Annotated in this window: 31 protein-coding genes and 5 pseudogenes; 16 read left to right on the plus strand and 20 right to left on the minus strand. The window is 68.6% G+C overall.

The window, feature by feature from the left end; translation table 11 throughout:
- Positions 1-157: 157 nt before the first annotated feature.
- Positions 158-532, plus strand: a complete 375-nt coding sequence (locus P2Q00_RS51060) for a transposase (RefSeq protein WP_369293701.1) — start codon at positions 158-160, stop codon at positions 530-532.
- Between the two features lie 19 nt (positions 533-551).
- On the opposite strand, the gene P2Q00_RS49015 is transcribed toward P2Q00_RS51060, so the two are convergent.
- Both P2Q00_RS49015 and P2Q00_RS49025 read right to left on the minus strand, forming a co-directional pair.
- Positions 552-980: a hypothetical protein gene (locus P2Q00_RS49015; RefSeq protein ID WP_275781511.1), complete on the minus strand. Its 429-nt coding sequence runs from the start codon at positions 978-980 to the stop codon at positions 552-554.
- Positions 981-1,741: 761 nt separating this feature from the next.
- Positions 1,742-2,056, minus strand: a pseudogene (locus P2Q00_RS49025) (transposase); the annotation flags it as partial.
- Positions 2,057-2,222: 166 nt separating this feature from the next.
- Between P2Q00_RS49025 and P2Q00_RS49030 the strand changes: the two are divergent.
- The 6 genes from P2Q00_RS49030 to P2Q00_RS49055 all read left to right on the plus strand — a co-directional run bounded on the left by P2Q00_RS49030 (position 2,223) and on the right by P2Q00_RS49055 (position 7,958).
- On the plus strand, positions 2,223-3,704 hold the full coding sequence (locus P2Q00_RS49030) for a S1 RNA-binding domain-containing protein (protein ID WP_275781513.1): 1,482 nt from the start codon (positions 2,223-2,225) through the stop codon (positions 3,702-3,704).
- Positions 3,705-4,009: 305 nt separating this feature from the next.
- Entirely contained in the window at positions 4,010-4,492 is a 483-nt protein-coding gene (locus P2Q00_RS49035) for a nitroreductase family deazaflavin-dependent oxidoreductase (protein ID WP_275781515.1), read from the plus strand.
- A gap of 138 nt (positions 4,493-4,630) precedes the next feature.
- On the plus strand, positions 4,631-5,377 hold the full coding sequence (locus P2Q00_RS49040) for a phosphotransferase family protein (protein WP_275781517.1): 747 nt from the start codon (positions 4,631-4,633) through the stop codon (positions 5,375-5,377).
- A gap of 250 nt (positions 5,378-5,627) precedes the next feature.
- Positions 5,628-6,191: a GNAT family N-acetyltransferase gene (locus P2Q00_RS49045; protein WP_275781518.1), complete on the plus strand. Its 564-nt coding sequence runs from the start codon at positions 5,628-5,630 to the stop codon at positions 6,189-6,191.
- A 335-nt stretch (positions 6,192-6,526) separates the two neighbouring features.
- Positions 6,527-7,165 carry an O-methyltransferase gene (locus P2Q00_RS49050; RefSeq protein WP_275781519.1) on the plus strand — a complete coding sequence of 213 codons (639 nt, stop codon included), beginning with the start codon at positions 6,527-6,529 and terminating at the stop codon, positions 7,163-7,165.
- Positions 7,166-7,769: 604 nt separating this feature from the next.
- On the plus strand, positions 7,770-7,958 hold the full coding sequence (locus P2Q00_RS49055; protein WP_275781520.1) for a hypothetical protein: 189 nt from the start codon (positions 7,770-7,772) through the stop codon (positions 7,956-7,958).
- A 124-nt stretch (positions 7,959-8,082) separates the two neighbouring features.
- On the opposite strand, the gene P2Q00_RS49060 is transcribed toward P2Q00_RS49055, so the two are convergent.
- The gene (locus P2Q00_RS49060; protein ID WP_275781522.1) at positions 8,083-8,367 is read right to left on the minus strand and encodes a hypothetical protein; all 285 of its coding nucleotides are present in this window, start codon (positions 8,365-8,367) and stop codon (positions 8,083-8,085) included.
- Between the two features lie 305 nt (positions 8,368-8,672).
- On the opposite strand from P2Q00_RS49060, the pseudogene P2Q00_RS49065 reads away from it, so the two are divergent.
- The 3 genes and pseudogenes from P2Q00_RS49065 to P2Q00_RS51065 all read left to right on the plus strand — a co-directional run.
- A pseudogene (locus P2Q00_RS49065) lies at positions 8,673-9,335 on the plus strand (FAD-dependent monooxygenase); the annotation flags it as partial.
- A 299-nt stretch (positions 9,336-9,634) separates the two neighbouring features.
- Positions 9,635-10,357 carry a dienelactone hydrolase family protein gene (locus P2Q00_RS49070; protein ID WP_275781524.1) on the plus strand — a complete coding sequence of 241 codons (723 nt, stop codon included), beginning with the start codon at positions 9,635-9,637 and terminating at the stop codon, positions 10,355-10,357.
- Positions 10,354-11,043 carry a LysR family transcriptional regulator gene (locus P2Q00_RS51065; RefSeq protein ID WP_369293700.1) on the plus strand — a complete coding sequence of 230 codons (690 nt, stop codon included), beginning with the start codon at positions 10,354-10,356 and terminating at the stop codon, positions 11,041-11,043. The genes P2Q00_RS49070 and P2Q00_RS51065 overlap by 4 nt, the downstream gene beginning before the upstream one ends.
- On the opposite strand, the gene P2Q00_RS49075 is transcribed toward P2Q00_RS51065, so the two are convergent.
- Both P2Q00_RS49075 and P2Q00_RS49080 read right to left on the minus strand, forming a co-directional pair.
- Positions 10,997-12,214 carry an MFS transporter gene (locus P2Q00_RS49075; protein ID WP_275781525.1) on the minus strand — a complete coding sequence of 406 codons (1,218 nt, stop codon included), beginning with the start codon at positions 12,212-12,214 and terminating at the stop codon, positions 10,997-10,999. The genes P2Q00_RS51065 and P2Q00_RS49075 overlap by 47 nt on opposite strands.
- Positions 12,211-12,801: a helix-turn-helix domain-containing protein gene (locus P2Q00_RS49080; RefSeq protein WP_275781526.1), complete on the minus strand. Its 591-nt coding sequence runs from the start codon at positions 12,799-12,801 to the stop codon at positions 12,211-12,213. Before P2Q00_RS49080 ends, P2Q00_RS49075 begins: the two co-directional genes overlap by 4 nt.
- On the opposite strand from P2Q00_RS49080, the gene P2Q00_RS49085 reads away from it, so the two are divergent.
- Positions 12,800-13,321 (plus strand): GNAT family N-acetyltransferase, encoded by a 522-nt coding sequence (locus P2Q00_RS49085; RefSeq protein ID WP_275781527.1) that lies wholly within the window; start codon positions 12,800-12,802, stop codon positions 13,319-13,321. The genes P2Q00_RS49080 and P2Q00_RS49085 overlap by 2 nt on opposite strands.
- A gap of 49 nt (positions 13,322-13,370) precedes the next feature.
- On the opposite strand, the pseudogene P2Q00_RS49090 reads toward P2Q00_RS49085, so the two are convergent.
- From P2Q00_RS49090 to P2Q00_RS49100, 3 genes and pseudogenes are all read right to left on the minus strand, one after another.
- Positions 13,371-13,529 (minus strand): annotated as a pseudogene (locus P2Q00_RS49090) (sterol carrier protein domain-containing protein); the annotation flags it as partial.
- Positions 13,530-13,573: 44 nt separating this feature from the next.
- A complete protein-coding gene (locus P2Q00_RS49095) occupies positions 13,574-13,744 on the minus strand; it encodes a hypothetical protein (protein WP_275781528.1) in 171 nt (56 codons plus the stop codon).
- 445 nt (positions 13,745-14,189) lie between these two features.
- Positions 14,190-14,681: a CGNR zinc finger domain-containing protein gene (locus P2Q00_RS49100; protein ID WP_275781529.1), complete on the minus strand. Its 492-nt coding sequence runs from the start codon at positions 14,679-14,681 to the stop codon at positions 14,190-14,192.
- 63 nt (positions 14,682-14,744) lie between these two features.
- Between P2Q00_RS49100 and P2Q00_RS49105 the strand changes: the two genes are divergently transcribed.
- The gene (locus P2Q00_RS49105) at positions 14,745-15,425 is read left to right on the plus strand and encodes a hypothetical protein (protein WP_275781530.1); all 681 of its coding nucleotides are present in this window, start codon (positions 14,745-14,747) and stop codon (positions 15,423-15,425) included.
- Positions 15,426-15,462: 37 nt separating this feature from the next.
- On the opposite strand, the gene P2Q00_RS49110 is transcribed toward P2Q00_RS49105, so the two are convergent.
- Positions 15,463-16,104: a response regulator transcription factor gene (locus P2Q00_RS49110; protein ID WP_275781569.1), complete on the minus strand. Its 642-nt coding sequence runs from the start codon at positions 16,102-16,104 to the stop codon at positions 15,463-15,465.
- A 146-nt stretch (positions 16,105-16,250) separates the two neighbouring features.
- On the opposite strand from P2Q00_RS49110, the gene P2Q00_RS49115 reads away from it, so the two are divergent.
- The 3 genes and pseudogenes from P2Q00_RS49115 to P2Q00_RS50890 all read left to right on the plus strand — a co-directional run.
- Positions 16,251-17,267 (plus strand): DNA-directed RNA polymerase subunit alpha, encoded by a 1,017-nt coding sequence (locus P2Q00_RS49115; RefSeq protein WP_275781531.1) that lies wholly within the window; start codon positions 16,251-16,253, stop codon positions 17,265-17,267.
- Positions 17,268-17,731: 464 nt separating this feature from the next.
- On the plus strand, positions 17,732-18,181 hold the full coding sequence (locus P2Q00_RS49120; RefSeq protein ID WP_275781532.1) for a hypothetical protein: 450 nt from the start codon (positions 17,732-17,734) through the stop codon (positions 18,179-18,181).
- An 88-nt stretch (positions 18,182-18,269) separates the two neighbouring features.
- Positions 18,270-18,436, plus strand: a pseudogene (locus tag P2Q00_RS50890) (IS630 family transposase); the annotation flags it as partial.
- 3 nt (positions 18,437-18,439) lie between these two features.
- On the opposite strand, the pseudogene P2Q00_RS51235 reads toward P2Q00_RS50890, so the two are convergent.
- The 11 genes and pseudogenes from P2Q00_RS51235 to P2Q00_RS49170 all read right to left on the minus strand — a co-directional run.
- Positions 18,440-18,609: pseudogene (locus tag P2Q00_RS51235) on the minus strand (winged helix-turn-helix domain-containing protein); the annotation flags it as partial.
- Positions 18,610-18,913: 304 nt separating this feature from the next.
- The gene (locus P2Q00_RS49130) at positions 18,914-19,171 is read right to left on the minus strand and encodes a hypothetical protein (protein ID WP_275781533.1); all 258 of its coding nucleotides are present in this window, start codon (positions 19,169-19,171) and stop codon (positions 18,914-18,916) included.
- A 210-nt stretch (positions 19,172-19,381) separates the two neighbouring features.
- Positions 19,382-19,720, minus strand: a complete 339-nt coding sequence (locus P2Q00_RS49135; RefSeq protein ID WP_275781534.1) for a hypothetical protein — start codon at positions 19,718-19,720, stop codon at positions 19,382-19,384.
- A 321-nt stretch (positions 19,721-20,041) separates the two neighbouring features.
- The gene (locus P2Q00_RS49140) at positions 20,042-20,248 is read right to left on the minus strand and encodes a three-helix bundle dimerization domain-containing protein (RefSeq protein WP_275781536.1); all 207 of its coding nucleotides are present in this window, start codon (positions 20,246-20,248) and stop codon (positions 20,042-20,044) included.
- Positions 20,249-20,275: 27 nt separating this feature from the next.
- Positions 20,276-20,671: a luciferase domain-containing protein gene (locus P2Q00_RS49145; RefSeq protein ID WP_275781537.1), complete on the minus strand. Its 396-nt coding sequence runs from the start codon at positions 20,669-20,671 to the stop codon at positions 20,276-20,278.
- A gap of 115 nt (positions 20,672-20,786) precedes the next feature.
- Positions 20,787-21,908 (minus strand): PP2C family protein-serine/threonine phosphatase, encoded by a 1,122-nt coding sequence (locus P2Q00_RS49150; protein WP_275781538.1) that lies wholly within the window; start codon positions 21,906-21,908, stop codon positions 20,787-20,789.
- 61 nt (positions 21,909-21,969) lie between these two features.
- Positions 21,970-22,173 carry a hypothetical protein gene (locus P2Q00_RS49155; RefSeq protein ID WP_275781539.1) on the minus strand — a complete coding sequence of 68 codons (204 nt, stop codon included), beginning with the start codon at positions 22,171-22,173 and terminating at the stop codon, positions 21,970-21,972.
- 176 nt (positions 22,174-22,349) lie between these two features.
- Positions 22,350-23,474: an MFS transporter gene (locus tag P2Q00_RS49160; protein WP_486389047.1), complete on the minus strand. Its 1,125-nt coding sequence runs from the start codon at positions 23,472-23,474 to the stop codon at positions 22,350-22,352.
- The gene (locus P2Q00_RS51285) at positions 23,459-23,815 is read right to left on the minus strand and encodes an MFS transporter (protein ID WP_486389048.1); all 357 of its coding nucleotides are present in this window, start codon (positions 23,813-23,815) and stop codon (positions 23,459-23,461) included. Before P2Q00_RS51285 ends, P2Q00_RS49160 begins: the two co-directional genes overlap by 16 nt.
- Positions 23,816-23,828: 13 nt before the next feature.
- A complete protein-coding gene (locus tag P2Q00_RS49165) occupies positions 23,829-24,629 on the minus strand; it encodes an alpha/beta fold hydrolase (protein ID WP_275781540.1) in 801 nt (266 codons plus the stop codon).
- Between the two features lie 43 nt (positions 24,630-24,672).
- Positions 24,673-25,131, minus strand: coding sequence for a cupin domain-containing protein (locus P2Q00_RS49170; protein WP_275781542.1), 459 nt, complete (start codon positions 25,129-25,131; stop codon positions 24,673-24,675).
- Positions 25,132-25,262: 131 nt separating this feature from the next.
- Here P2Q00_RS49170 and P2Q00_RS49175 point away from each other — a divergent pair, with 131 nt between their 5' ends.
- A complete protein-coding gene (locus tag P2Q00_RS49175; protein ID WP_275781543.1) occupies positions 25,263-25,889 on the plus strand; it encodes a TetR/AcrR family transcriptional regulator in 627 nt (208 codons plus the stop codon).
- Positions 25,890-26,386 lie beyond the last annotated feature (497 nt).

Below are 26,386 nucleotides of genomic sequence, written 5' to 3' on the forward strand. Positions count from 1 at the left end.
GCTCGGCTGCCTCCACCACTGCCTCACCAAGCGCACTCCCTACAACGAGAGCATCGCCTTCCCACCCCACCCCGCACCTGTTCTGGCCGTCGCCGCTTGACGCCGCAACCGCATCGGATGTCTGATCTGCGACGGACGCGGCACCCCCCTCAAGGTCATCACCACCGCGGCCAATGTCAACGACGTCACCCAGACCCTCGCCCTCGTCGACGGCATCCCGCATGTCGCAGGCCGCCCCGGCCGGCCACGCCGCCGCCCCGACTCACTGCTCGGGGACAAGGGCTACGACTCCAACCCCAACCGCGACGAGCTGCGCAAGCGCCGGATCCTGCCGGTCATCTCCCACAAGGGCGCCCCGAACATCAAGGGCCTGGGCAAGCTCCGCTACGTCGTGGAGCAGACCTTCGCCCTGCTCCACCAGTTCAAACGCCTCGCCGTCCGCTGGGAACGCCGAACCGAACTCCACGACGCCTTCGTCTCATTGGCCTGCGGCCTCATCTGCTGGAGACGACTGAAGAAGCACCGGTCATGATCGTGGCACGAGTCTTTAGCTACAACTCACACCACTCACCCGCAGGGCCGGCCGCCCATGTCTGCGTGAAGTCGTGCACCAGGTCCCACGCCCGATCGATATCCAGGACAAAGTCGCCCATGAACACGGCGAGGTCGTCCATGATCGGGAGTTCGACCTCGGCACCCGAGGGCACGGTGCCGTCTCCTACGAGCAGAGACATCCTCTCGGTGTCACTCATCAGATGGACGACCGCGTGATCATCTCGGAAGGCCAGGATCAGCACCGGGAACTCCCTGTCCGGCGACCGAACCTCGACGTACCCCTGCCCACGGGAACGCAGGTCGTTGAAGCGGTCTGACAGATCCTTCACCTCTGAACGTCTCTCAACCGGATCGAAGAGTCCCGATTCGGGCGACGTCGCCGCCCACACCACGCTCATCCAGTCCCTCTTCCCCACACAGATCATCGTCCACGATCCAGGGCCAAGCTCCCACGCTCCACCACGACATGACTACTGGGACTGGGTCGCAAGATCGTGTTGCGACCTCTAAGGGACCTCGCCCACCCGACTCCCGTACCTCCATGGCTCAGGAGATGATCCGAGGACCATCCGTGGCCAAGAACTAACCAATCGGCCACTTACGACAACGGCATCGCCATCCCGCCACAGCAAGGTCCCCAACGGTCCGGCCCTCCTCTACGCGCGCTCGGAGATAGCCGCCATGATCGAGGGAGTCAAGGTCGGTGAATTTGACCATCTCGCAGAGGGCTAGCGCGCTCGGCCATGCGAGTGAGTAGTTCGCTGAGCGGTTTTTCGGAATGATTAGCGAGGTAGCTTGGTGGCGAAGTTGTCCTAGACGAGGCGGGAAACCATGCGTGCACGTAGAGTCTTCGCCATCTTGATCGCCACCCCTGTCCTGCTTGCCGCGATCGGAGTGGCTGGTGGATCCGCGGTCGCTATGCAAAAACCCGCCTCCGAAGGGTCAAGTGCTCGGCCCAAGCCGACCGCTGAAGTTGAAAACAGGCACGGCGAGGTCAAAAGATCTGCCGATGAAGAACCTGAACCGGAAGAAGGCCTACTCGGCACTGTCGGAGGTGAACTCCTCGATCGAGTTTCTTCCAGATGGGCGTAAGGGCTCGTAACGCGATCATGATCGTGTTACGAGCTCATAGCGGCTAACAGAATGGGCGTTGAGGATTGTGCGTACAGGTATCCCGGCTCGCCGGGGAGGAATCGACCACGCAGCGCGACCAGTCCAGCCGCGCGGCCGCGTTCAGTTCGGCCAGCAGAACCTCGTGCAGCTGCTGCCAGACGCCGGCCTCGCTCCAGTCCCGCAGCCGCCGCCAGCACGTCATGCCTGAGCCGAAGCCAAGGTCTTGCGGCAGGTACTCCCACTGGATGCCGGTGTGCAGCACGTACAGCACGTCCCGGTCCGGCAGTGGCTGGTGCCCTGGGTACCGGAACCTGCGCTCGCGCTGCGGCAGCAGAGACTCAAGGCGGTCCCACAGTTCATCCGGCACGATCCACGGCGACGTCCCCACACCGAGCCGAACGCTCAACTACCGCTCTGGACACAGCCATCAGCGACGATCCATCTCATTGTGTTAGCTGCTGTTAACGCCCTCTCAGAACGTGTCCCGACGCTTTGTCTCAACGCCTGTGTCATTTCCCCAGGCCGGTGTCAGGGCTGCGCTGGAAGATAGGGATGTGCAACTCCCCTACGTCTATCGCGTCACGAAATATGACCCCGCCGACCGTGACGAACGCGGGCACTACACCGGCACCGAGGACACCACCAGCGATCACGGCGAGGTCGAGGCGGCCTACCTTCAGTCGGTCGCGGCCTTCGCCGGGGACACCGGCATCGATCACTTGGCCGTACGTGAACCGCAGGTCCCGTCGCTGGCACACTTCGGCGTCGACCCGCCGGTGGACGACTTCGGGTTGGCCGGGCGTCTCCCTGTCGATCCGGCAGGCTTCCATGACGGGGCAGAGGTGTCGCTCGATATCGGGCTGGAGCTGGTGCGGGCCATGCTGCGCGGCAACGGCGCTTGGTGCCGGCTGGAAGTGGAGGACACTTTCGCGGTCCATGTGGGATGGGACCAGTACGTCTATATCGGTAGTAGTAGGCCATGCGAGGAAGCGCTGGCCCGAACCCGCGCTCTGGGGCTGTTCCCGGAACGCCGGGACGCCTCCCCGTACGACATGGTGGTCGACGGCGAAGACGTTCAGCGACCTGGCGACGACGATTTCTGGGCCGGCCTGCACTGGGCTGTCGCGATCGGCCGAGCCGGACTCCTGGAAGAGATACGCGTCGAAGGCTCCTCACGATGGCACCGCCTCGACCGCGACACCGTCGACACGGTTCGCGCCGGGCTCGCTCCGCGTGCCCGACTGGCCGTGTGGCCAGCCCTGTCCTCCGACATCGACGGCGTCCTCGGTTCACTCCCCGCCGGAGGCCTCGTCGAAGGGGTCTGGCAGGACAAGGACGGCCGGATCCACAGCGCTGTCGTCGAAGAGGACGAGTTCCCGGAGTTGGCCGCCCGGATATCCGTTGCCGATGCTGCAGCACTCCTGTCCGTGTATGCCGATGAACGTGCACCTCTGTTCACCGCGGTCATGCCTGACATAGACGGGGTGGTGCGGGCCCGTTGGCGGACCGAGCCGACGCCGAGCGACCGCACCTGGTCCTCACTCAAGGCTCTCCACCGAGGTGACATCGTCACCGGCACGGTGACCCACGTCGCCGACTTCGGCGTCACCTTCGTGGACGTCGGCGGTGTCGAAGCGATGATCAATATCCCCGAATTGTCATGGCGTCCCATCGACCACCCCCGCGACGTCGTCTCCGTCGGGCAGGAGGTCACTGCCGAAATTCTCGACGTCGACCTCATCCGTGAACGCATATCACTGTCCCTGAGGGCCCTGCACGATGATCCGATGTCGCTGCTGACCGGGCAGATCGGCCAGACGATCGTCGGCCGCGTCACCAAACTCGTCCCCTTCGGCGCCTTCGTACGCATCGAAGAAGTTGCCGACGGATTCGAAGGGCTGGTGCACAACTCCGAACTGGGCGACGGTTTCTCAGAGATCCAGGTTGGTGACGAGCTACCAGTCAAGATCCTGGAAATCGACCCGACACAACGGCGCATCACCCTCTCGCACCGGCAAGCTGCCCCAGAGTTCTGATCAGGCCGTGCTGCCTCTCACGGTTCCGGGGATTGTCACGACACGGGATCGAACCTGCCGCCCAGCCAGCTCACGGCGATGCCGTATCGGACATGCATCCGACACTGTGGTGCTTCTCGCCGTGTCTCATGGCGTGCCCAGCCGCTCAGTCTCACGGCCTTGCCCAAACCACGGCAGCCGGACGAGACACCGGAGCCTTGCCGTCTCACTTCAAGTTGTCGGCAGAGCGCGAAACGGCGACCTCGCCTTCACACGAGGCTTGTGTTGGACTGCGCGGACATAGTCCATACGGTGGGGTGAAGACGATGCCTCTTGAGGGCGAGTACGAGCCGAGTCCGGCGCAATGGGTGCGCGAACAGGTCGAGTTGTATGAGAGTTCGGGTGGCATGCAGGGCACGACGCTCTGGGACACGGGCCTGCCGGTCGTCATTGTCACGATGCGCGGTGCGAAGAGCGGCAAGATCCGTAAGATCCCGCTGATGCGCGTGGAGCACGAGGGGCAATACGCGGCCGTGGCCTCGAAGGCCGGCTTTCCGCGCCACCCGGTCTGGTACTTCAACCTCAAGGCCGACCCGCATGTGGATCTCCAGGACGGCTCCAAACGCCAGGACATGACGGCCCGTGAGCTCACCGGGGACGAGAAGGCCCAGTGGTGGCAGCGCGCGGTCGCCGCGTACCCGCCGTACGCCGAATACCAGGAGAAGACCGAACGCGTGATTCCCGTGTTCGTGCTCGAACCCGAGTACCTGGCCGAGCCTGCGAACACCCCAGTGCCGACGAGGAACTGAACTCCGGGCCTCAATCGCTCGGCCCGGCAAGACGCCGCGCGGCTGGACCAGGCCGACGGGGAGCGGGACGCGGTCGGCCGTGGGATCCCGCGCGATAAACCCGACGGCGTCGACGGCCGTCCCGGGATACTGCTCGCCATGGATGAGGTCAAGGTCGTCGTCGCCCATTCCGAGCGCGCGACCCTGCGCGTCGGCGATGTGTTCCTGAAGGTGGATGCCGATCAGGCGCGCATCGACGTCGAGGTCGAGGCGATGGCCTTGGCGCCGGTCCCGACCCCGGAGGTCCTGTGGCGCAAGCCGCCCGTGCTCGCGATCGCCGCGGTCGCGGGGTCGGCGCTCGGCCGCCTCGGCGAGCCGTCTGCCGCGTCGCCGGAGGCGTGGGCCATGGCGGGTGCCGCCATCCGGAAGTTGCACGACGCGCCACTGCCGCCGTGGCCCGGTGGGGGCGGCCGGGGCCTCGACGAGTTGGCAGCGGATCTCGACGGCGAGTGCGAGTGGCTCGTGACGAACGGCGTCCTGCCCGCCGACCTGGTCACCCGCAACCGACAGGTCGCCGAGGCCGCGCTCCGGCCGTGGACTCCGGCGTTCACACACGGCGACCTGCAGATCGCCCACGTGTTCGTCGACGGCGACGAGGTCACCGGCATCATCGACTGGTCCGAGGCAGGCCAGGGTGATGCCCTGTTCGACCTCGCCACCTTGACCCTCGGACACGAGGAGCACCTCGGCGACGTCCTCGCCGGCTACGGCACCGACGCCGACCTCGACGTGATCCGCGCGTGGTGGTCGCTGCGAAGCCTGCTGGTGATTCGCTGGCTCGTCGAGCACGGCTTCGACCCATCCGCTCCGGGCTGTGAGGTCGACGTGCTGAGATCCCGGCTGTGAGGCTGCCCGGGCCCTACTGCTGTGAATGAGTTGCGGTACACGCCCACGCCGGAGCTGTGCCCGGTGCCACGCTGGGCGATGGCGAGGGGCATGGGAGGAAAGCGACCGCTCCTTCGGGGGCAGCGGGGAACGGGCCGACACCGGGCTGCACCCCGTGCTCATATCCCGATCCTGCAACGTCATGACAGCGCCCCCGAGTTGCCGAGGAAACCCGTTGGGCTGCCCGACTTGCTTGAGGCATGATCGACTCGTGGAAACCTACCTGGAGACCGAGCGCCTGGCCCTGCGCCGCTTCACTGCCGATGACGCGGACCTGCTGATCGAATTGGACAGCGACCCGGCGGTGATGCGCTACCTGACCGGCGGCAATCCGACCGCGCCGGAGGTCGTCCGCGAGCGCTACCTGCCGAACATCCTCGCCGGCTACGAGAAGTGGGGCGGCGACCTCGGACTGTTCGCCGCGCACGAGAAGCACGGCGGCGCGTTCATCGGCTGGTTCATCCTGCGTCCCGAGCCGGAGGGCCCGCTGGACGAAGTCGAACTCGGCTACCGGCTGCGGCAGGCGGCCTGGGGCAAGGGTTATGCCACCGAGGGCTCGCGGGCCTTGCTGGGCAAGGCGTTCACAGAGCTCGGTGTGCGCATGGTCTGGGCTGAGACGATGTCCGTGAACCACGGTTCGCGCAACGTCATGAAGAAGCTCGACATGACGCTCGCGGACACCATCCCCACTCCCCCCGACATGGAGATGATCGAGGGCTCCGAGCACGGAGGCGTACGGTACGAGATCACCAGGGAGCAGTGGGAGCAGCAGTAGCCACGGTGCGAGCGACCGTTCTGCATCCACGCCTACCGGAACCGGTAGGCGGACCACACGAGTCACGAGTCGTACCGGGCTGAACCCGGGGCTCGCCACGGGTTGTTGGTCACTGTCAACGACACCCATTACTGAGCGATCAGCGACGGGGCTGACAGGAGTAGCGGCGCCGCCGGACCTCATGGGCGCGGGCAACGGGCGCAGCCTCTACGGCACTCTCATCCTGTACAACGGCGCCCCCTGTACAACGACGACCGCCACCTGACCTGCCCACCATGCCGTCGGAGCGGCGGGCATGGCAGAGCAGGTGGCAAAGACCAGTCGAGGTGAACAGCGTGCAGACCGAAGACGGACAATACCTGGCACGGCTGGAGCAGGCTCTGCAGCCCTCCGCCCCCATCCCGCCGGGCGACAGGTGGACCGCAGCCCCGGATCTGCTGCTGTACCTCGTGGAGCAGATCCGCTCCCGGCGCCCCGCACTCACCGTCGAACTGGGCAGCGGCATCTCCACCTTGTGGCTTGCCACGGCCCTGCGCACCTACGGCATACCCGGCCGTCTGGTGAGCCTGGAACACGATCCCGACTATCACGAACAGACCACGCAGGAGCTCAGCCGCCTGGGGCTTGGCGAATTCGCCGAGGTGCGGCTTGCTCCGCTGGAGCAGTGCGACGTCCAAGGCGAAACCTGCTCCTGGTACGCCGAATCGGCCTGGCACGACTTGAGCGGCTGCGGCCTGCTGTTCGTGGACGGCCCACCCGGATGGACCGCGCCGCTCGCCCGATATCCGGCCGTCCCCCTGCTCGCCGACGCCCTCGCCCCCGGAGCCGTAGTGCTCCTCGACGACTACGACCGCGCTGATGAGCAGGCCATTGCCGCCCGCTGGATCCAGCAGCACCCCACCTGGTCCCTCGAACGCATTGCACACCGGAAGGGAACGGCAGCGCTGCATCTCCCGGACACGAACCCGAGCTGACTCGCATACGGCCGGCACAACTTGCTTGATTGGAGACGGAGAACAGAGCACGTGGGCCGGAGGAAGGCCCTTGGTACTGGTGGGCTCGTAGTGGGCTCGCCTATTCAAAGGTCGCCAATTCTCCGGGGAGTGCAGTGTGCTGGTGATGTGGCCGTAGCTGAGGGCCTCGGCGATTACAGGGGTGGGCATCTCCCGGTGCAGCTGGCGGGTCACTTCTGCCCGGCCGGCGGTCGTGGCGATGTCGAGGTCATTGATCAGTTTCGCGAGGGTGCAGCGGGTGTAGGGGTGAAGCGGCTGGTCGGCGCGTCATCCGGGGAGAGCCAGCGAGAGTCGCGGTTCGTCGCCGTGTTCGCCGCCCGCCGTGCTTGGATCGGGCGAGCGGGGCCCAAGCACGCCTCAACTGCTATTGCTCGCCACGGTGGTCACCGCTGCCCCGGACGCCTCGCAGAGAAGGTAGGGGCGCACCCGGGTGCTGCGGGCGGGGGTGTGTGAGCCCTCCAATAGGTGACGATCAGGCGAGACCGTTGCTGTAGCGGCCAGTTGGCTCCATTGGGCCGGATGCTTCGCGCCATCCGGTTGCATGCCCCCCAGGGAGGACCCAGCCATGCGTACTTTCCGTTTTGCTGCCGCGGCAGCGATGCCCCTGATCCTTGCTGTCACCACCGCCCTCGTCGGTTCCGAGCAGACTGCGACTCACACGCATGCACCTCGCGCTGCCCAAGTGAACGGGGAAGTCGACTTCAACATGCCCGTCACCATCAACATCTACCTCGACGCCAACGTCAACGTGTGAACTGCCGGTGCTGATCCCGAGGTGGGGGAACGTCCACCTGGATCGCTGCTGGGCCGAGCCTATGCGCCAGCGGGCGGGTTGAAGGAGCTCCAATGCCCTGGCAGTGGAACGTCGTCCCGCAGCGCTACGCCCACATGGTCACCAAAGGGCTGCCCGCCGGCCAGGTCGACCAGGGCCGGGGCGCGGTGAGCGACAGGAGCTTCGCCCGCTGCTCGACAGTTACGCCAACACGCCGATGCTCGTGATCAACGGCGCTGACGACGTACACGTACCCCGGCACGACACGCTTGTCTTCGACGGCCGCCGCGACACAGAGCTCCGCCTCCAGCCCGACGGAGAAGAAATCCTCGACCGGAACCGGCAGCACCTCCGCGATCGCGTGCACAGCCGGGATCTGTGAAGGATCCACGCCTCGGAGGGCGACCGCCGGCTCCTCAACATGGTGCCTGTCAACGCGCTCGTCGTGGTTGAGCTGTATGGCCAGGCATAGTACGTAGCAGGCCGGCGTCGTCTAGGCGTCGTGGCCAGGGCAGGCTCGAACCCGCCCTTGAGCAAGACCGCAGCGCAGCGCTCCCGCAGCGCTATCGCGTTGGGGTCTATGGAGGATCTGCTCGGCCAGCAGTCAGGCGGCGTTCCCGCACCGCCCGCGGTGCGTGCTGCCAGCACACCGAGGCGAGCTCCCCGTATTCCAGCCGCACCAAGCCGAACACGCGGGGGGCCGGCGCGACTCTGCTGGACACCTACGAGGCCGAGCGGCAGCCGATCGCCGCCGGGGTCCTGGGGCTGTCCACCGAGAAGTGGGGCGGCATCGCCAAGCTCGACCCGTCGAGCATGAAGCGCGGCAAGGACGAACAGCAGCTCGCCCTGACCTACTACGGCGGCCCGCTCGCCCCCACCGACCGGGACAGCACCAGCACACTGCGCGTGGGAGACCGCGCTCCGGACGCCCGGTTGCTCGGTGCCCACGGCGCCGAGACCCGGCTGTTCGACGTCTTGCGCGGGCCGGACTTCACCGCCATCGCCTACGGCCCCGGTGCCGCCCGGGACCTCGAAAACCTCGACTGGCCGACGGCGGGTGCCCAGCTGAAGCGGCTCGCCGTCGGATCGGCCGCAGGCGACGGCCGCACCTTCTCCGACCCCGAGAACACGCTTCAGAGTGCCTACAGTCTGACTGGCGACACATTGCTGCTGATCCGTCCCGACGGCTACATCGGGCACATCGCCACCCGGGACTTCCTCACCACCACTCAAACCGCCGCACGGGCAATGACACCGCAGGCAAAGAACCGCACCATGTCCCGGCAGAGCCGCCCCTCCCCCAATTCGGGGGCCACTGAAAGAGCCGCACTCACCGGGCCCGGGCCAAACCGTCCCTGACAGGGCTCCGCACCCTGCGTCCCGGCCTGCACCACACCGTGACCCCACAGGCCCGAAGCCCTTGACCACACAGCCTTCGTCTTCAGGCGAGTGACTCCGTGGCATCCGGCCACGGAGCCTCCGCAAAAACCCGTTGGCTGACCACGGCGACCACTGCTAACTTCCCAGAGGCCGTGCGAGAGAACGAGGAGGTGGTACCCGTGAACACAGTATCGACATGGGTGCTCCCCTCCGGGGTCACGGTCGGGCGATAGGTCGTCCGGGAGCGCCGTTCAAGCGCACTCCCGAAAGGCACGACCATGCAATTCACTTCCGAACAGCGCCTCGACGACGGCGTCCTAGAGCGCGAATTCACCCTCGGCGAGATCCCCGGCACCCTGTGGACACCAGGATCCGCCGCACCGGCCCCGCTGATCCTGATGGCCCACAACAACGGCCTGCCCAAGGGGCAATCCCGGCTGGTGGCCCGCGGCCGGCACACCGCGGCGTCCGGCTACGCGGTGGCCACCATCGACGCCGCCGGGTGCGGCGACCGGCCCCGTTCCGCCGCTGACGAACAGGCCCGCGCCGAACTCCGCCGGGCGATGCAGGCCGGCGAACCGGTCGACGAGATCTTCGAGTCCCTCGTCGGCCCGCTGGTCGAAAAGGCGGTCCCGGAATGGCGGACCACTCTGGACGCCCTCCTTGCGCTGCCCGAGATCGGCGGCCCGGTCGGGTACTCGGGGTGGATGGCCCTCGGCATCCGGCTCGCGGTGGTCGAGCCGCGCATCGCCGCCGCCGGCTTCTTCGCCGGGGGGTTCGTGCCCCGCGCCCAGCGCGAGGAGGCCCGGCAGGTCACCATTCCGCTGCTGCTCCTGCTGCAGTGGGACGACGAGGGGAACCCCCGGCAGCGCGCCCTGGACGTGTTCGACGCCTTCGGCACCAAGGAGAAGACGCTGCACGCCAATATGGGCGGGCACGTCGGCACCCCGTGGTTCGAAGGGGAGGACGCGAACCGGTTCTACGGCCGACACCTGAAGTGAGGCCGGGCCGTCAGGCCGACAGGCCGACAGGCCGACAGCAGACGATAGGCGATAGGCGGTGTCAGCGTCAGCTGGAGTACTTCCTCGCGCTCTGTGAGGCGGACTCCTTCAGCGGGGCGGCTGCGTGGCTCTATGTCACGCAGCCCTCCCTCTCCCAACAGATCGGGGCTCTGGAGAAAGAGCCGGGCGCGGCTCTGCCGGAGCGTGGCAGGCAGGGGGTGACGCTGACCCCCGCCGGCCGGGTCTTCCTGCCGCGGGCGCAGGACGTCGTCCGCGCTGTTCAGGACGCCCAGGACTCGGTCGCGAGGTGGTCGAGGGGTCACACCGCCGGGTCCTCGAAGAAGCCATGCGTAGTGGTCAGGGCGACATCGCGGTCTTCCGCGACCCGAGCCGTGGGAAGGGCCGCGCGTTCAGCAGAAAGCTCCCTTCCCAACTGGCCGAACGCTACCGGGACTTGCTCACGTCCCTGGAGCTGCCGCCGACCGCGGAGCGGGATCTGCCCGAGGAAGCGCTCCGCTCCCAGGCCTTGCCCGAGCGGCCACGCCGCTCTTTCCTGCGACACCCTCCGGTACAAATGGAGTCCCGGCTTGACAACCACCTCACCCCGACCGGGTACCGGACCCAGGGGTTTCACCTGTTTCAAGGCGATACGGAGCGCCGCCGCGAGTGCTGCTGCGGCGCCCTGACCGGCCCGACCACGGTGGCGCGCCCGCCGTGGGCGAGGGCCGCGGCGAGGAGTTGGGCCGTGAGGGCGGTCAGGGCGGTGCCCTGCCAGCCGAGCAGGTCGAGGAGGGGCGCGGCAGAGGCGGTGCCGAGGGCGCCGATGGCGAAGTACAGGACCAGGTAGACGCTGCTGAGACTGCCGGACCGGTGGGGGTCGATGGCGATGATGCGGCTCTGGTTGGCGGCCTGGGCGGCGAAGCAGCCGGCGTCGAAGAGGGCCAGGCCGAGGACGGTGAGCGGCAGGGAATCCAGGCCGGAGACCAGCAGAAGAGTGCCTGCCGCCGCAATGAGCATGCTGACGGTGATCACCGTCCGGGGCGCGTACCGGTCGGTGAGGCGACCGGTGAGCGGGAGGGCGGCGAAGCCGAGGAGACCCGCCAGGCCGTACAGGCCGATGGCGGTGGAGGTCAGGGAGTGGGGCGGCTCGGCCAGGGTGAGGGTGAGGGCGACCCAGATCAGGTTGAAGGCGAAGTACCAGAAGCCTCCGGTGGCCACCGCGCGGCGCAGCGGCGGGTGTTGGCGCAGGAGCGGAAGCAGTACGGCGAAGGTGACCCGGTAACGCTGGGGCGCGTCGGGGCGCTGCCGGGGCAGGCGAATGGCGGCGACGAGCGCGCCGAGGAGGGCGAGGGCGGCGAAGACGAGGAGCATCCGCCGCCAACCGATCAGGTCGGCGAGAGTTCCGCCGGCGAGGCGGCTGAGCAGTATCCCGGCCGACATACCGGCAGCAACTGTTGCAACCCCTTTGGCCCGATGGGCAGTTGGGGCATGGCGCCCGGCGATGTTGCTCGCCTGGGCGGCGACGCCGGCGGCCGCGCCGATCAAGACGTACGCGACGAGGAGGACGGGCGCTGAGGGTGCGGCCGCGGCGAGGGTGAGACCGGCGGCCAGGGCCGTGAGCTGAGCGGCGACCAGGCGGTTCGCGGCGACGTGGTCGGTGAGGGGCAGCAGGACGGCGAAGCCCGCCATGCAGCCGATCAGCGCGGCGGTCGGCACGAGGCCGATCACGGAGAGCGGGACGTCCAGGTCTGCGGCGACCTCGGCGAGTACTGGCTGGAGGGCGTAGTTGTTGGCGATTGCCCCGCCCGCGATCGCAGCCAGCAGGAACGTACCGCCGCGGGACATCGCGCCGGTCACGGCCGCACTCCACGAGCGAGCACGACCACGTAACGGCACTCCGCCTGTGTGGTGTTGGCGAAGACGCGCTCGGTGGGCTCGCCGAGCTCGATGGTGTCGCCTGAGGCGAGTTCATGGACCGTATCGCCGTCGTGGAAGGTGAGCCGCCCGTCGAGGACCCAGACCACCTGCCGAACGAAGGCGAAGGCCGCGGCCGGATAGGGGACGCGAGCACCGGGCGGCAGCCGGATCTCGGCGATCTCGGCGGGGAAGTCCGGGCCGGCGATCTGCCGCCGCCGGTAGCCGGTCGCGGGGTCGGTCCACTCTGCGGCCTCCGCCCCGCGGCGCACCCCCGCCGTCGCATACGGATCGTCCTGCGCGCCCTCGGCCAGCGCGAGCAGCGAGGCGACACTCAGCTGGAACGCCGCCGACAGCTTCCCCAGCACCACCGCCGTCGGACTGCTCTCCCCGCGCTCGATCCGGCTGATCATCGCCTGCGAGACCCCGGACACCTCCGCCAGCTGGGCCAGCGTCCAGCGACGGCGCTCCCGCTCGGCGCGGATGCGGGTGGCGATCTGCCTCACCAGGGGATCTACTATATTGGACATGACTCCAATATACGAGAGAAGGGGCGGGGCTGTGACGGTCCGCTCGGCCCGCCCCGAGGACGCGAAGGCGATCCGCGCGATTCGCAACCACGCGATCGAGCACTCCACGGCACTGTGGACCACCACCCAGCAGTCCCCCGCCGAGGCCGAGGCATGGCTGGCCGCACACCTGGAGCGCGGCTCTGCGTTCGCGGCCGAAGTCGAGGGCGAGGTGGCCGGGTTCGCGGTCTACGGACCGTGGCGGGAGCTCGACGGATACCGGCACACCGTGGAGGACTCGGTCTACGTGCGCGACGGCCGCCACGGCCTCGGCATCGGCTCCGCGCTGCTCGCCGCGCTGATCGCCGGGGCGCGCGAGGCCGGCCACCACGTCGTGATCGCGGACATCGAGGCCGGGAACACCGCCTCGATCCGGCTGCACGAACGCTTCGGCTTCCAGCACGTGGGCACGGTGCAGGAGGTCGGCACCAAGTTCGGCCGCCGGCTCGACCTGACGATCATGCGCCTGCCCCTGTCCTGACCGGCGAAGGTTCTTCAGCACGAACCCAAGGGTGCGATGCCCCGATTCTTCAGAACCAGTGCAGGCAGTGCGGGGATCGCTCGACGCGGAAGAGTGCATCAGCGAGGGCGGCTGCGCCCGGGCGGTGGGCCCGGATGTGTCCTGCACGCACGAGCGCGCTCGGGGCTGTGCCGCCGAGGTAGACCGAGCCCAGATCGCTCACGTCCAGCGGTTGCCGGCGTCAGTCGCGGCCCCCGATGTCGTCCGCACCGTTCAGCCCAGTTCCAAGTGCCCGACGTCCCCGCGGATGGCGCCGTCCGTCAGGCCCGCCGAGGCCCGCGCGAGGACGAACCCGGACAGGATGTCGGTTTCGAACACCTCCAGCTCTTCCGCCGACGCAGGAGGCCAGTGCTCGCGCAGGTCCCGTACGACCACGGGCGCCAACCCGAGGCTCCTCGCCTTCGGCCCGACTGTGGATCGGTCGGACAAAGTGGGAGCGCTTCGCACACACGGCGAGAGCAGACTCCGCAACTGGACAGCCTCGTCCCGGAGCTACGACGCCGCGGCGTCCCCCGCGACCACCTGCACGCCGAGCACTTCGCGTTCCGCTGACCCGCGAAGGAGGGAGCCACGAACAGCTCCTCCCCGGCGGCTGGAGCGGCCCTGGACGGATAGGCCCTCCCAACCAGCCACGCAACCACGGCAGTTGGCACCCGAAGACCCAAGCCCACGGCCGCGACTCGCGCGGCAGGCACCTCGGCGCGGGCGATGACGGCGTCCTGGCGCGGACGATGACGGCGTCCCGGATCCGCCCCTTCGACCCGAACCGCGCCTTCGGCACCCCTGGCTGCGCGAGCAGCTGCCGGCGGCGACTCCACAACCGACCCTGCTAGGAGCTTTTCGCCGCCCGAGCCCGATGAGCCGCGACCGTCGTCCGGCTCGCGCACGCATTGGAGCAGAACCGGCGCGTCCGGTTGCGTGACTGGTCCACGAAGTAGTTTCCGCACCCGGCCGCGGCGCACCGCCCCAGCGTCACCGCCGGTTCCCCGGCCGCGATCAGGGCGAGTTGGGCGGCCATCAGCTGGCCGGCCCAGCGCTTCGCCGGGGTGCCGTTGCGGCTGAAGTGGATGTGCCAGCCGCCGAGGCCGTCGTGGTCGGACAGGTGCATGTCCGGCGGATACTCGCGCAGCAGGCGGTGTACGGCGTCGGGGGCGGCGCCGTCGACCGACTGCGCCAGGGCCGTTCGCACGAGGTCCGGCAGCTCGCCGTAGTCGCCGCCCGGCGGCGCAGTGACCTCGTGCTCCGCGAAGAACGTGGCGACCAGTTCGCCGTGCTGGTCGAGGGTCCCGGTATTGGCCAGCTCGACAGCCAGTCGCGTCACGTTCCCAATGTAGTCACCGTACTTCACTTGACCACCTACATCGCCGCTCCTAATGTAGGCGCCATGTTATCTGACGACACCTACGTGGCCCGCCGCCTGCAGCTGCTCGGGGAGTGGGACGCCGCGCTCGTGACCCTCGGCCCGGACACCGACCCCGAGCTGCGCGCGGAGATCGCCGTAGACCGCTGGTTCTTCCGGATCGAGGGTCACGAGGAGGCCGAGAAGGCGGTCGCGGCGCTCGATCCCGCATCGCCGACCGCGCACCTGCTCACGGCGCGACTGGCCTACAGCCGCCTGCTGTTCCGGCGCGACCCCCGCGCCGACGACCGCGCCGTGGCCGAGGCCGGCTACCGCGCGGCGGCCGAGAGCGGCGACGAGAAGCAGCGCGGCTGGGCCGAGTTCCACTGGGCCGTCCTGCTGGACAACATCGACCAGGACCCGGCCGGCGCCCTCCCGCGCTACGAGACGGCTCTCGAGATCGCGACGAAGTACGGCGACGGCTACTTGGAGTCCTACATCATCCGGCACCTAGCACTGCGCAAGGAGCCCGCCGAGCGGATCGCAATGCTGCGCCGCTCACTCCACCTGCGCGCCGCACTCGGCGCCCGGCCCCAGACGATCGCCGCGCAGGCCCTCCTCGCCGCCAACCTCCCCGAAAGCGATCCCGAACGCGCCGAGCTCATACGAACATTCCGCCCGGGTGCGGAAGAACTGCACATCGGCTGGCTCCTGCCCGAGGACTGATCCGCCGAGGCCAAGCGCGGTCTGCGGAAGAAGACACTCACGCCGGCCGCTGCAGGTCCTCCAGATTCCGCAGGACCACGGCCACCCGCCGGTCCATCTGGTCCGTCGGGGACAGGTCGAGCTTGGCGAAGATGCTGCGGATGTGTTTGTGGACGGCGCCCTCGGTGACGACGAGGCGTTCGGCGATGGCGGTGTTGCCCAATCCCTCGGCCATCAGGGCGAGTACGTCCCGTTCGCGGGGGCTGAGCCGGTCGAGACGGGTGTCCTGGCGGGAGCGGGTGAACAGCTGGGCGACGACCTCCGGGTCGATGGCGGTGCCCCCGGCGGCCACTCGGTACAGGGCGTCGAGAAACTCCTCCACCCGGCCGACGCGTTCCTTGAGCAGATAGCCGAGGCCGCCCACACCGCCGCCGAGCAGTTCGGTGGCGAAGGTCTGCCCGACGTACGCGGACAGCACGAGGACGGCCAGGTCGGGCCGTCGGCGGCGCGCCTCGACCGCCGCGACGATGCCCTGGTCGGTGTGGGTCGGCGGCATCCGTACGTCGAGCATGGCGACGTCCGGCTTGTTTTCGTCGATGGCGGCCAGCGCCTCGTCGGGGGTGCCCGCGGTGGCCACCACGTCGAGGCCCTCGGCGACGGAAACCCAGTGGCCCAGCCAGCGCGAGACCTCGTGGAGCAGCGGGCAGGGGAGGCCCGAAGCCTCGTCTCTGGATTGGAGACGGGCGGTTCGGCCTCTGCGCAGTCCATATTGCCTGTATGACCCGTACCCTTCGTGGTGTCTACGGCGTCACATAGCGGGCGCCAAACCACTGGAGGCAACACCTCGTGCTAATTGCTCAGCGTCCGTCCCTGACCGAAGAGGTCGTCGACGAGTTCCGCTCCCGGTTCGTGATCGAGCCGCTGGAGCCGGGTTTCGGCTACACCCTCGGCAACTCCCTGCGTCGTACGCTCCTCTCCTCGATCCCGGGTGCGGCGGTCACGTCCATCCGTGTCGACGGCGTTCTGCACGAGTTCACCACCGTGCCGGGCGTCAAGGAGGACGTCACCGACCTGATCCTCAACATCAAGCAGCTGGTCGTGAGCAGTGAGCAGGACGAGCCGGTCGTGATGTATCTGCGCAAGCAGGGCCCGGGTCTGGTCACCGCCGCGGACATCGCGCCTCCGGCCGGTGTCGAGGTGCACAACCCCGACCTGGTCCTCGCCACGCTCAACGGCAAGGGCAAGCTGGAGATGGAGCTGACGGTCGAGCGCGGCCGCGGCTACGTCTCCGCCGTGCAGAACAAGCAGGTCGGTCAGGAGATCGGGCGCATCCCGGTCGACTCGATCTACTCGCCGGTTCTCAAGGTCACGTACAAGGTCGAGGCGACCCGTGTCGAGCAGCGCACCGACTTCGACAAGCTGATCGTCGACGTCGAGACCAAGCAGGCGATGCGTCCGCGTGACGCCATGGCCTCCGCCGGTAAGACCCTGGTCGAACTGTTCGGTCTCGCCCGCGAGCTGAACATCGACGCCGAGGGCATCGACATGGGCCCGTCCCCGACGGACGCCGCCCTTGCCGCTGATCTGGTACTGCCGATCGAGGAGCTGGAGCTCACGGTCCGCTCCTACAACTGCCTCAAGCGTGAGGGCGTCCACTCCGTGGGTGAGCTCGTGGCTCGCTCCGAGGCCGACCTCCTGGACATCCGTAACTTCGGTGCGAAGTCCATCGACGAGGTCAAGGCGAAGCTCGCCGACATGGGCCTGGGCCTCAAGGACAGCCCGCCCGGATTCGACCCGACCGCCGCTGCCCTCAGCGCGGACGACAACGCGGACTCGGGCTTCGTGGAGACCGAGCAATACTGAACGCTGCGCCGGCATAGAGACACTCCGCGTACAGGGACAGGAGAACCCTCCACCTACTGGTAGCCATGAACGGCGCATGTCTGCCGTCTGGGAGCCGAAGGCCCAGCTCAGGCGGCGCCGCGCGGGCTCCGATACCCTGCGGCGGTGGCTGATGCCGATGAACAGAGGCTGCGCAGGTCATGCCTGGCGATCCCCCGCCCGCCCTGGTTCGGGCGCCTCGGAGATCAGGGTGAAGTGGGGGACTTCCCTGTGTCCCGGTGGGTGGGCTCCCGGGAGACTGGAGTCCAGGACCGTCCAGCCGGAGGGGCGGCCGTCATACGGGATGTCTGGTTGTGCCTACGAAGCGATGCGCGTCCGTGCTCACCGCCGCCGTGGTGGTGGTGGGCGCTCTCGTAACGGTCGGATGTGCTTCGTCCACGTCGAGAGCGCCCTCGGCCGGCAACACCGCCGCACCAAAGACCGCCATGGCCGGCAGCACCGTGCATCTCACCGATTACAGCGACAACGACGGCGCCAAGTCCAAGGTGATCCTCACCGGAGCGATCGGCGACTACGGCGGGGCCACGAGCGTCAGCGCGAACGGCACGAAGGACTTGGCGCACAGGAGCGAACTCGACCTGGCACTGGTTCACGGCTCGTTCCGCGTACGCATCGCCGACCTCGACAAGAAGATCGTCAGTGCGTTCAGCCATTTCCCGTCCAACACCAGTACCTGCTCGGGCAGCGTGATCGTGACGGGTGCAGCCCCGATCATTGCGGGCTCGGGCACCGGCTCCTACCGGAGGATCAGCGGATCGTTCAATCTGACCGTCACCATCGACGAGGTCGTCGCGAAGTCGAAGTGCGACGCGTCCGCCCCGTTTCTCGACCAGGCCGTCGTCATCTCCGGTTCGGGATCCGTCTCTTTGGGCTGATGCCGTGGCCGCAAGCATGTGCCCTAACGTGATGTGACGCGCCGTCCGGATGCTGCGCGGGTCTGTGGATGCCAGACATCCGGGCCTCGTGGCGGAACCCGTACGGGTCCGGGAAAACGATGACGACGGGGGTCGGCGGCTGCTGCGGATCATCCGCCACGCTACCGGGGCGTGGTGTTCTGGCGGCGGGCCCAGACGATGCTGCTGTCCGGGCAGGGCATGCCGGTGGCGAAGATTGCCGAGGTGTCGTTCACCCATTGCCTCGTCCTCGAAGCAGAGCCAGACGCCCAGGTCCGCCGCTCTCTTTTCATGACAGGCCACTGCTCATCCTTCCAGGCGGCGATCTTCGACCCATCCCGCTCGGAGGCTTTGTGGGTCGGGACCTGCTCGCTCCAGTCGATGCGGTGCAGCAACAAGTCGAGCCCGGAGGGTGAGGCGCAGGGCTGCGAGTTCGGCCCGGCGCTGGGCGGTGGCGGCGACGGGTTTGTTGGCGATGCTGAGCAGCAGGTAGACCAGCAGGACCACGATCGTGGCCAGGTTGATCCACACTTCCGGCGGTGCGTTGTTCAGGCCGTCGGCGGACTCGGGGGTCGTGTCCTCGAGTGCCAGGCCAGGTCGTGGGAGAGGACCACCGTGCCGAAGCCGAGGCCGCGGGCGTAGACGGCGACCACCCGACTGCATACCCGGACCAACGACCGACCGTCTGATCCAGACGAAACCACATAGTCGTGGTCAGGTGTCTTCGGGATACAGCTCGAACGTGAAATAGATGCTCAGACAGTAGGGCTCGTCCTCGTCGTGGAAGAAATCCCAGGACACGTCTGTGAGGCGGATTTGTTGTTCCCGCACCCACTCATGGGCTTTCTTGAAGGCTTCCGCGGCAGTTGTGGCAGGGAATAGCTTCCTGGCCATGGGGTGCACCCCAGTTTCAGCGTCCGAGTCGTCGAAACCCTCCGGAACGTCCAGGCAGAAGTCGGGATTAAGCACCATGGAGCGCGCCCTTTCCAGTCGGTTTGCCGTTACGAATCGACAGAGGCTGATCCTCTGAGCACGACGCCCGGTAAGACCGCCGCATCCCCGGGAAAGGTTGCTTCCGCCGACCATGCGGCGAGGTGCCGCAGCCGATGGCACCTGGCCCAACGATGATCCAAACGGCACGGCATGACGTCGCGGGATGACGAGCCCACCGTCGAGGTGCTCTCAGCTGTCGTGCGCGGGTGCCCGTCGCGATGGAGCTGCCGAGATCACGGGCAGCACTTCGACGGTGGCCTGTGGCCCGTCGACGGGATGATCGTCGATGTGGAAGTTCACCATCCCGGCATCGGCAAGCCGGTGCAAAGCGGTGCGCACCAAAACGGGCTGGACGCCCAGGGCCCGGGCTGCTGGACGGAGTGGGAACTGAACGGTGCGAACGGAAGCGGTCTGACGCCCATCGACTGCGAGATCCACAAGGAGTCCTGCCACGATCGCGCCGTGGGAGACCTGCCGCGCTTTGAGTACCCAGGGCAACGTCCAGTCACCCAAGGAGACATGCTCCATTCACCCTCCCTTCACTTTTTCGTCACCTTGTCGTCCCTGATCAGCTTCTGTGGCCGCCGCCTCTTGAGCCACTCGGACGGGCTGAACGGGCCCTGCGGCACGGAATTGGGCGGCCCGACGACGACAGCGGCTCTCCGGTGGCTGTATGCCGTGCTTCGCCGCCACGCTCCTCAAACCGATGGCGCGCGGAGCCCGTCAATCCAGGGGGAGGCCGACGTCGAGGGCGTGGCTGCCGCCCCCTGCCGCGTCCGCCCAGGACGGTGGTCGGCGAGTCCTCGTCGACCACCAGTTCTGCCGGACGGTGCACGGATATGCGCGTAGTCACCTGATGGATTCGTTGAGGATGACCCGCGCCTTGCGTTCGACCAGCACCGGGACGAATTCGCAAACGGGCCGCTCACTGAACGTTGCGTGTGCCTTGGCTACGGCTGCCGCGATCTCCTCGGGGCTGTGGGTCGCGCTGAAGGCGCTCGACAGGCGGTCGACAACCCCGCGAATGGCCTCTTCTTCGCGTGCCTGGTCAGCCACAGCGTCACCTGCCTGGAAGGGTGCCTGTCAGCCTCCGCTGACATTCTCGCGCCGGAGCACCGCGCTTCGATGATCATTGCAGTCCGACCGGGGAGCGTCACCCGGAACCGGCCAGGCCTGCTGAGCCTGGAGGGCCAGGCTGGCCAGCGTCATGAGCAGGTGGACGTCCCCATCGACGTCGAGGCGCAGCGTCAGCCACGCGGAGCCGGGCACGAGCCGGACTGCGGTGGATCCGGTGAGGTGCTCTTCGAACTGCCGTATGACCCGCGCAGTGAGGTGCAGGTCAACGTCCCTGTCCGTATGGAAGTGGGCGATCTCGCCACGGGATGAGCACAGTGCCCGACCAATGCCGCAACTCGGCTCGGCCTCGGTGAGGTCGGGCCAAGTCGCCAGTTGCGTGAGAGCTCGCGCGGCCAACGTCATGCGCCCATCATGCCGAGCTCACCGGGTAGCCACCAGAACACGAGGAACCTGTAACCGCACAACCGCAGGAGGTACGTCCGGATACGAGTGGGGGACCTTGCCACGGACCCCGCCTTCAGGACGGCGAGGGCATGCGCTCGATGGCCACCATCGCGGCGTCGTCCCCCAGACGGCCGCCGACGTGGCGCAGCAAGTCCTTGCGCAGATGGGTCAGGAGAGCGTCGGGACCTTTGTCGGCCTTGCCGGCCACCCGTTCCGCAAGCGGGTAGAAAGTGCCGTCCCGGTCGCGGGCCTCAATGACACCGTCCGTGTAGAGCAGGGTGATGTCGCCATTCTCGAAGGAGAACGCTTCCGCGGACAGGTCGGTCTCCACGAATTCGGTGAGCCCCAGCGGCGGTGCCGGGTGGCGCGTTTCGAGCGGACTGACCTGGCCGCGACGCAGCAGCAGGGGTGGAGGGTGCCCGCAGTTGATCAGGCGAAGGACCGGCTCGTCGTCCGGGATGTCCAGCACGGCGGCGGTGATGAACGCCTCGCCGCGGTCCTCGGTCGCTACGTCGGGAGCTGCGGGGTCGTCCAGGTCCGAGGAAACGGTTCCCTCCAGGAAGGTGACCAGCGCGGGCAGGTCGGCCTGCCGGTGTGCTGCGCCCCGGAACGCGCCGAGCAGGAGGGCGGCATCCCCGACCGCCTCCAATCCCTTGCCCCTGACATCGCCGATGAGGATCCGGGTTCCTCGCTCCGTGCGGGCGGCCGCATACAGGTCGCCGCCGATCTGTGCCTCGGATTCGGCGGCCAGGTAGACCGAGGCGATGCGCAGCGGACCGATCCGCTGGGGAAGCGGCTTGAGCACCACCTCTTGGGCGGCCGTCGCCACCGAGCGCAGCTGGGTCAGCTCCCTCTCATGGCGTTCTCGCCGGGCGGCAAACACGAGCGCGAACGCCGATATCACGATCAGAGTGATCAGCTGGAAGGTGTGGTTGAGATCAACGAGGCTGGTGCGCACCGCTGCGACCACGGACTGGGCCAGGACGGCGAGCGCGCCGACGCAGGCGGTCGTCCGAGGTCCGGCGAACGACGCCGTGACAGCGGGGGCGGCGACCAGGAACGGCCCGAGGTGGACGCCGGGCGGAGCCAGGATGTCGACCACCGTGACCATCGCGATCAGCGCGATCGGTACGGCCAGCAGCGCATGACGTGGCTCCCCTGACGAGGCGTGCCCTCTGGGACGTCCAGGAACCATATGTACTGGATACACCGCATCGTGCCCCGGCGCCCGCTCCGGCTGAAAACGCTGGAGCGGCTCAGGGCGGGGTGGAGTCGCCGCGGCCCAGGCCCATCTTGTGGGGGCGCCCCTCCAGCAGGAGCAGAGCGAGCGCGACGACCGGGTCGAGTGCGGCGTTGCTGCGCGTGTCGAAGACGCGGGCGCCGCCGTTGCGTGTGAACCGCTCGCGGACCCGCAGGACGGTGCGCATCTCGGCCTGGCCCGGCCGCAGTTCATCCGTCATGAGTGCCGCGCTTCCGCCGATTTGTGTGGACTGTGACCGTGCTTCTGTGCGGACGATACGGGAGGTTCCCACCGTCACCCCGGGACCGGCCAGCATCACCTGCGGATCGGTCCACGTCTCGTGGGCCCCGGGACCAGCGTCCGGGTGCAGCCGTGAGCCGCGTAGGACATGAAGCATTAAGACGGCGCACTGGAGGTACGGGAAACAGGCAACGGCGGTTCGGAGTCGGTGTCGGCAGTGATCCGCGCGGCGCCGCCGGGAGAGGGGCGCCCGGCGGTCATCGCGCTCAGGGTGAGGACGGCCGCACCGCAGGCCGCGATGATCCACCAGGCCGCCGTCCTCGACCCGGCGGCGACCACGGCGCCGATCACCGCGATGCCGAGCGCGGAGCCGACCTGCCGGCTGGTCGCGGCCATTGCGGCGGCCACTCCTGCCCGGTCGCGCGGCAGGCCGGCCACCGCCGTGTCGGTGATCGGCGCGTTGACGAAGCCGAAGCCGAGGCCGAACAGCGTGTACGGCAGGGCCAGTAGGGCGTACGAGGGGTGGGCGGAGCGGGTCACGAGCACGGCCAGTGCGCCGCTGGCGGTGATGCCGGCCCCGGCGATCAGCAGCGGCAGCCGCGGGCCCCGGCCGGCCACCATCCGCCCGGACAGCGGCGGGCACACCAGCGACAGCACCGCCATCGGCAGCAGCCGCAGCCCCGCCTGCAGCGGACTGAGCCCCAACTCGCCTTGCAGATAAAGGGCGTTGGAGAAGAGGAAGCCGCCGAGTGCGGCGAACGCGAAGACGGCAGTCAGGGTGGCCCCGCTGAAGGGCGCGCTGCGGAAGAGCCGCGGATCGATCAGCGGTTCGGCGCGCCGGTTCTCGTACGGTATGAGCCCGCTGAGCGCGCCCGCCGCGGCGATGAGGCAGGTCACGATCAGCGGTGAGGTCCAGCCCTCGCCGGGGCCCTCGATGACGGCGTAGGTCAGCGTGCCGAGCAGGACGATGACCAGCGACTGGCCCACCGGGTCCGCGCGACGGGCGCGTGCCGCCCGCGACTCGGGGACGACCAGTGCGGTGAGGATCAGTGCGGCCAGGCCTATCGGTACGTTCAGCCAGAACACCGCCCGCCACCCGACCGACTGCACCAGTACGCCGCCCAGAACCGGCCCGGCCGCCATGCTGACGCCGACCACGCCGCCCCACACACCGATCGCCCGTGCCCGCTCCCGCGGCTGGGGGAAGGTGTTGGCGAGGATGGCCATGGCGACGGGGGTGAGCATCGAGCCGCCCACCGCCTGCATCATGCGGAAGGCCACCAGCCACCCCGTGCTCGGCGCCAGGCTGCACAGCGCCGAGGCGCTGTGCTCGGCGCCAGGCTGCACAGCGCCGAGGCGCCGGTGAACAGCACCAGGCCCAGCTGGAACACCCGCCGCCGCCCGATACGGTCGGCCGTCGAGCCGGCCGCCGTCAGCAGCGAGGCCAGCACGATGGTGTAGGCGTCCAGCGTCCACTGCAGTCCGGAGACCGAGGAGCCGAGGTCCCGCTGGACGGCGGGCAGGGCGACGTTGAGGACGGTGGTGTCGAGGCTGACGAGCAGGACGCTCAGGCAGCAGACGGCCAGGACCGACGTCGGTCGGCCGCCGCGGGGTCGGGGCACGGGACGCTTCCCTTCAGGGCCGGTTCGTGGCGTGGGCGTCGGCGAAGTCCCAGACCACGGTGAGGAGTTGCTCGGGTGTCTCGATCTGGGGCATGTGGCCGGTGCCGTGCAGCAGCTCGAACCGGGCCTGCGGGATGGCCTCCGCGTACGCCCGCCCGTAGTCGGTGTCGCAGACCTCGTCGCTCTCGCCCCATGCCACGAGGGCCGGGTGCATGACCTTGGCCAGGCGCTCGCGGAGGGTGGGGTCCTCCATGACGTACGGCCCCGAATAGGCCTCAAGGGCTGCGCGGTTCGCGGCCATCACCGCGCGGGCGGCCTCCGGGAGGGTGGTCGGGTCGACGGCGAACTTCGCGGGGTCATGGAAGGCGAGCCGTGACAGCTCGGCGGGCGTGATGGAGAAGGTGTCGGCGATGGGGTGGCCGGGGACCTTGATGCCGGCGGCGTTGACGAGGACGACGCTGCTGATGCGGTCGCTGCCGAGCAGGGCGATCTCGGCGGTGATCCAGCCGCCGATGGAGTTGCCGACGACGGTGACGTCCGTGAGGCCGAGTTCGTCGAGCAGCTGGACGTAGGCCTGGGCGAGGGTGGCGACATCCGTCAGCCAGTCGGGGCGGGCGGTGCCGCCGAAGCCCGGGTGGACCGGGGTGATGACCCTGGCGGGCCGTCGGTCGGCGAGCAGCCCGGCGAACGGCGCGACCGTCTGCGGACCGCCGCCTCCGTGCAGGAGGAGGAAGGGATGGCCCTGGCCCTGGTCGTCGACGGTGATGTCGAGGTCGCCGGAGGGGAGGGAGAGGGTGTGGACGGTGCTGGTCATGGTGATTCCTCAGATTCCTCGGGGAAGTCGGGGGTCGGCCGGTTCAGGCGAAGTCGGTGGCGGGAACGGTGGCGTAGCGGCTCATGACCTTGACGGTCGACTCGGGGTTCAGCTCCTGGCCGCCGGCGATCATGTCCCGCAGATCGCGGAAGTACTGCACATACAGGTCGGGCGTGAAGGTGTTGAGCATCACCGCAGGCTCGTCGCCGGGGTTGGCGAAGGTGTGCGGGGCGCCGGGCGGGATCATCGCGAGCGTGCCGGCCGGGGCGACGTGCGTGGTGTCCCCGATGGTGAAGTGCACCGTGCCGGAGACGACGTAGAAGCCTTCGTCGTGCTGGGCGTGGCGGTGCTGCGGCGGGCCTTCGGTGTGCGGGGCGAGGGTGATCTCACCGATCCCGATGCGGTGTCCGGTGGTGCTGCCGTCCTCGAGGATGCGCATCCGTGTGGGGCCCAGCCGGATCGTCTCGCCGTCGTCAGGGCCGACCACCGAAACCGTGCTCATTGCTCCTCCTTCGCGCTTCGTGAGAGCTGACTCTCACGAGAGTAGAGAAGTCGAGCCTCGTAATGCAAGTGAACTCTCACGAAGAGAGTCGACTGCTAAGATGTGAGTGAACCGACGGGAGGAGCTCGACGATGACGGCACAGGCGGACACCGGCCGCAGCAACCAGAAGCAGCGCACGCGGACGGCGATCGTGGCGGCCGCCCGCGAACTCATCGGCACGGGCGCCGAGGCGACCATGCCCGCGATCGCCCGCGCGGCCCTGGTCTCCGAGGCCACCGCCTACCGGTACTTCCCCGACCTGCCGTCGCTGATCAGCGAGGCCCTGGCCGGCGTCTGGCCGCCGCCCGCCGAGGCGCTCGCGCCGGTCGCGGACTCCGCCGACCCCGTCGAACGCACCGCCTTCACCTGCGAGTTCCTGCTGCGCGGCATACTCGCCCGACAGGGCGCGGTGCGGGCGATGATCGCCGCCACCATCACCCGCCCCGAGACGGTGCCCCGGAGACCCGGCATCCGTTTCGGCCTCATCGAGGAGGCGCTCGTCCCCCTCCAGGACACCCTGGGGGCGACGGATCCGGACGCCTTCGCCCAGCTCAAGCGGGACCTCGCGGTGGTCGTGAGCGCCGAGGCGCTCTTCACTCTCACCGACCTGTGCGGGCTCGCCCCCGACGAGGCGGTCGCCAGCGCCGTGCGAACCGCAACCACCCTGACCGAGGCGGCAGTTCGCGCTGCGGGTTCACCGAACGACGGCGACGTCTGAGACGCCTTTCGCCGACGGCAAGTACAGCCTGCTGTACCCCCACTTGGGGCGCGCACGGCAATGATCCGCGGACGCCCGGCTGGTGTGCTGAACACGTCACGTCAGCCAGCATCCGCCGCCGCCCGCTGACCTGGTTCTTCTCCCTGGCCTACGTGCTGAGTTGGACCGCGTGGACGCCGTACGTCCTGTCCGAGAACGGCGTGGGTATCTGGCACTTCGCCTTCCCCGGGGTCGGCGGCACCACCCAGCTTCTCGGCGTCCTGCCCGGCGCCTACCTCGGCCCGATCACGGCGGCACTTCTCGTCACCGGGGTCACCGAGGGACGTCGCGGACTGCGGGCCTGGCGCGGGCGGATGACCAAGGTCAAGGTCGGCCGGCGCTGGTACGTCGTGGTGCTTCTCTCGGTGCCCGCCGCGCTGACCCTCGCCTCGGTCGCGCTGGCCGACCGCGGCCCCGCGATGCCGCCCGTCGCGGTCCTTGCCGCCTACCTGCCCGGC

The sequence above is a fragment of the Streptomyces coacervatus genome (assembly GCF_029223485.1).
Classification (GTDB): Bacteria; Actinomycetota; Actinomycetes; order Streptomycetales; family Streptomycetaceae; genus Streptomyces; species Streptomyces coacervatus.

Bases quoted from the DNA above. Each gene is read 5' to 3' on its own strand.
- P2Q00_RS49015 (WP_275781511.1), bottom strand. From the start codon at position 980: ATGATCTGTGTGGGGAAGAGGGACTGGATGAGCGTGGTGTGGGCGGCG.
- P2Q00_RS49035 (WP_275781515.1), top strand. From the start codon at position 4,010: ATGCCTCTTGAGGGCGAGTACGAGCCGAGTCCGGCGCAATGGGTGCGC.
- P2Q00_RS49040 (WP_275781517.1), top strand. From the start codon at position 4,631: ATGGATGAGGTCAAGGTCGTCGTCGCCCATTCCGAGCGCGCGACCCTG.
- P2Q00_RS49055 (WP_275781520.1), top strand. From the start codon at position 7,770: ATGCGTACTTTCCGTTTTGCTGCCGCGGCAGCGATGCCCCTGATCCTT.
- P2Q00_RS49070 (WP_275781524.1), top strand. From the start codon at position 9,635: ATGCAATTCACTTCCGAACAGCGCCTCGACGACGGCGTCCTAGAGCGC.
- P2Q00_RS49085 (WP_275781527.1), top strand. From the start codon at position 12,800: ATGACTCCAATATACGAGAGAAGGGGCGGGGCTGTGACGGTCCGCTCG.
- P2Q00_RS49080 (WP_275781526.1), bottom strand. From the start codon at position 12,801: ATGTCCAATATAGTAGATCCCCTGGTGAGGCAGATCGCCACCCGCATC.
- P2Q00_RS49105 (WP_275781530.1), top strand. From the start codon at position 14,745: ATGTTATCTGACGACACCTACGTGGCCCGCCGCCTGCAGCTGCTCGGG.
- P2Q00_RS49120 (WP_275781532.1), top strand. From the start codon at position 17,732: ATGGCCGGCAGCACCGTGCATCTCACCGATTACAGCGACAACGACGGC.
- P2Q00_RS49130 (WP_275781533.1), bottom strand. From the start codon at position 19,171: ATGGTGCTTAATCCCGACTTCTGCCTGGACGTTCCGGAGGGTTTCGAC.
- P2Q00_RS49135 (WP_275781534.1), bottom strand. From the start codon at position 19,720: ATGGAGCATGTCTCCTTGGGTGACTGGACGTTGCCCTGGGTACTCAAA.
- P2Q00_RS49145 (WP_275781537.1), bottom strand. From the start codon at position 20,671: ATGACGTTGGCCGCGCGAGCTCTCACGCAACTGGCGACTTGGCCCGAC.
- P2Q00_RS49150 (WP_275781538.1), bottom strand. From the start codon at position 21,908: ATGGTTCCTGGACGTCCCAGAGGGCACGCCTCGTCAGGGGAGCCACGT.
- P2Q00_RS49155 (WP_275781539.1), bottom strand. From the start codon at position 22,173: ATGACGGATGAACTGCGGCCGGGCCAGGCCGAGATGCGCACCGTCCTG.
- P2Q00_RS49165 (WP_275781540.1), bottom strand. From the start codon at position 24,629: ATGACCAGCACCGTCCACACCCTCTCCCTCCCCTCCGGCGACCTCGAC.
- P2Q00_RS49170 (WP_275781542.1), bottom strand. From the start codon at position 25,131: ATGAGCACGGTTTCGGTGGTCGGCCCTGACGACGGCGAGACGATCCGG.
- P2Q00_RS49175 (WP_275781543.1), top strand. From the start codon at position 25,263: ATGACGGCACAGGCGGACACCGGCCGCAGCAACCAGAAGCAGCGCACG.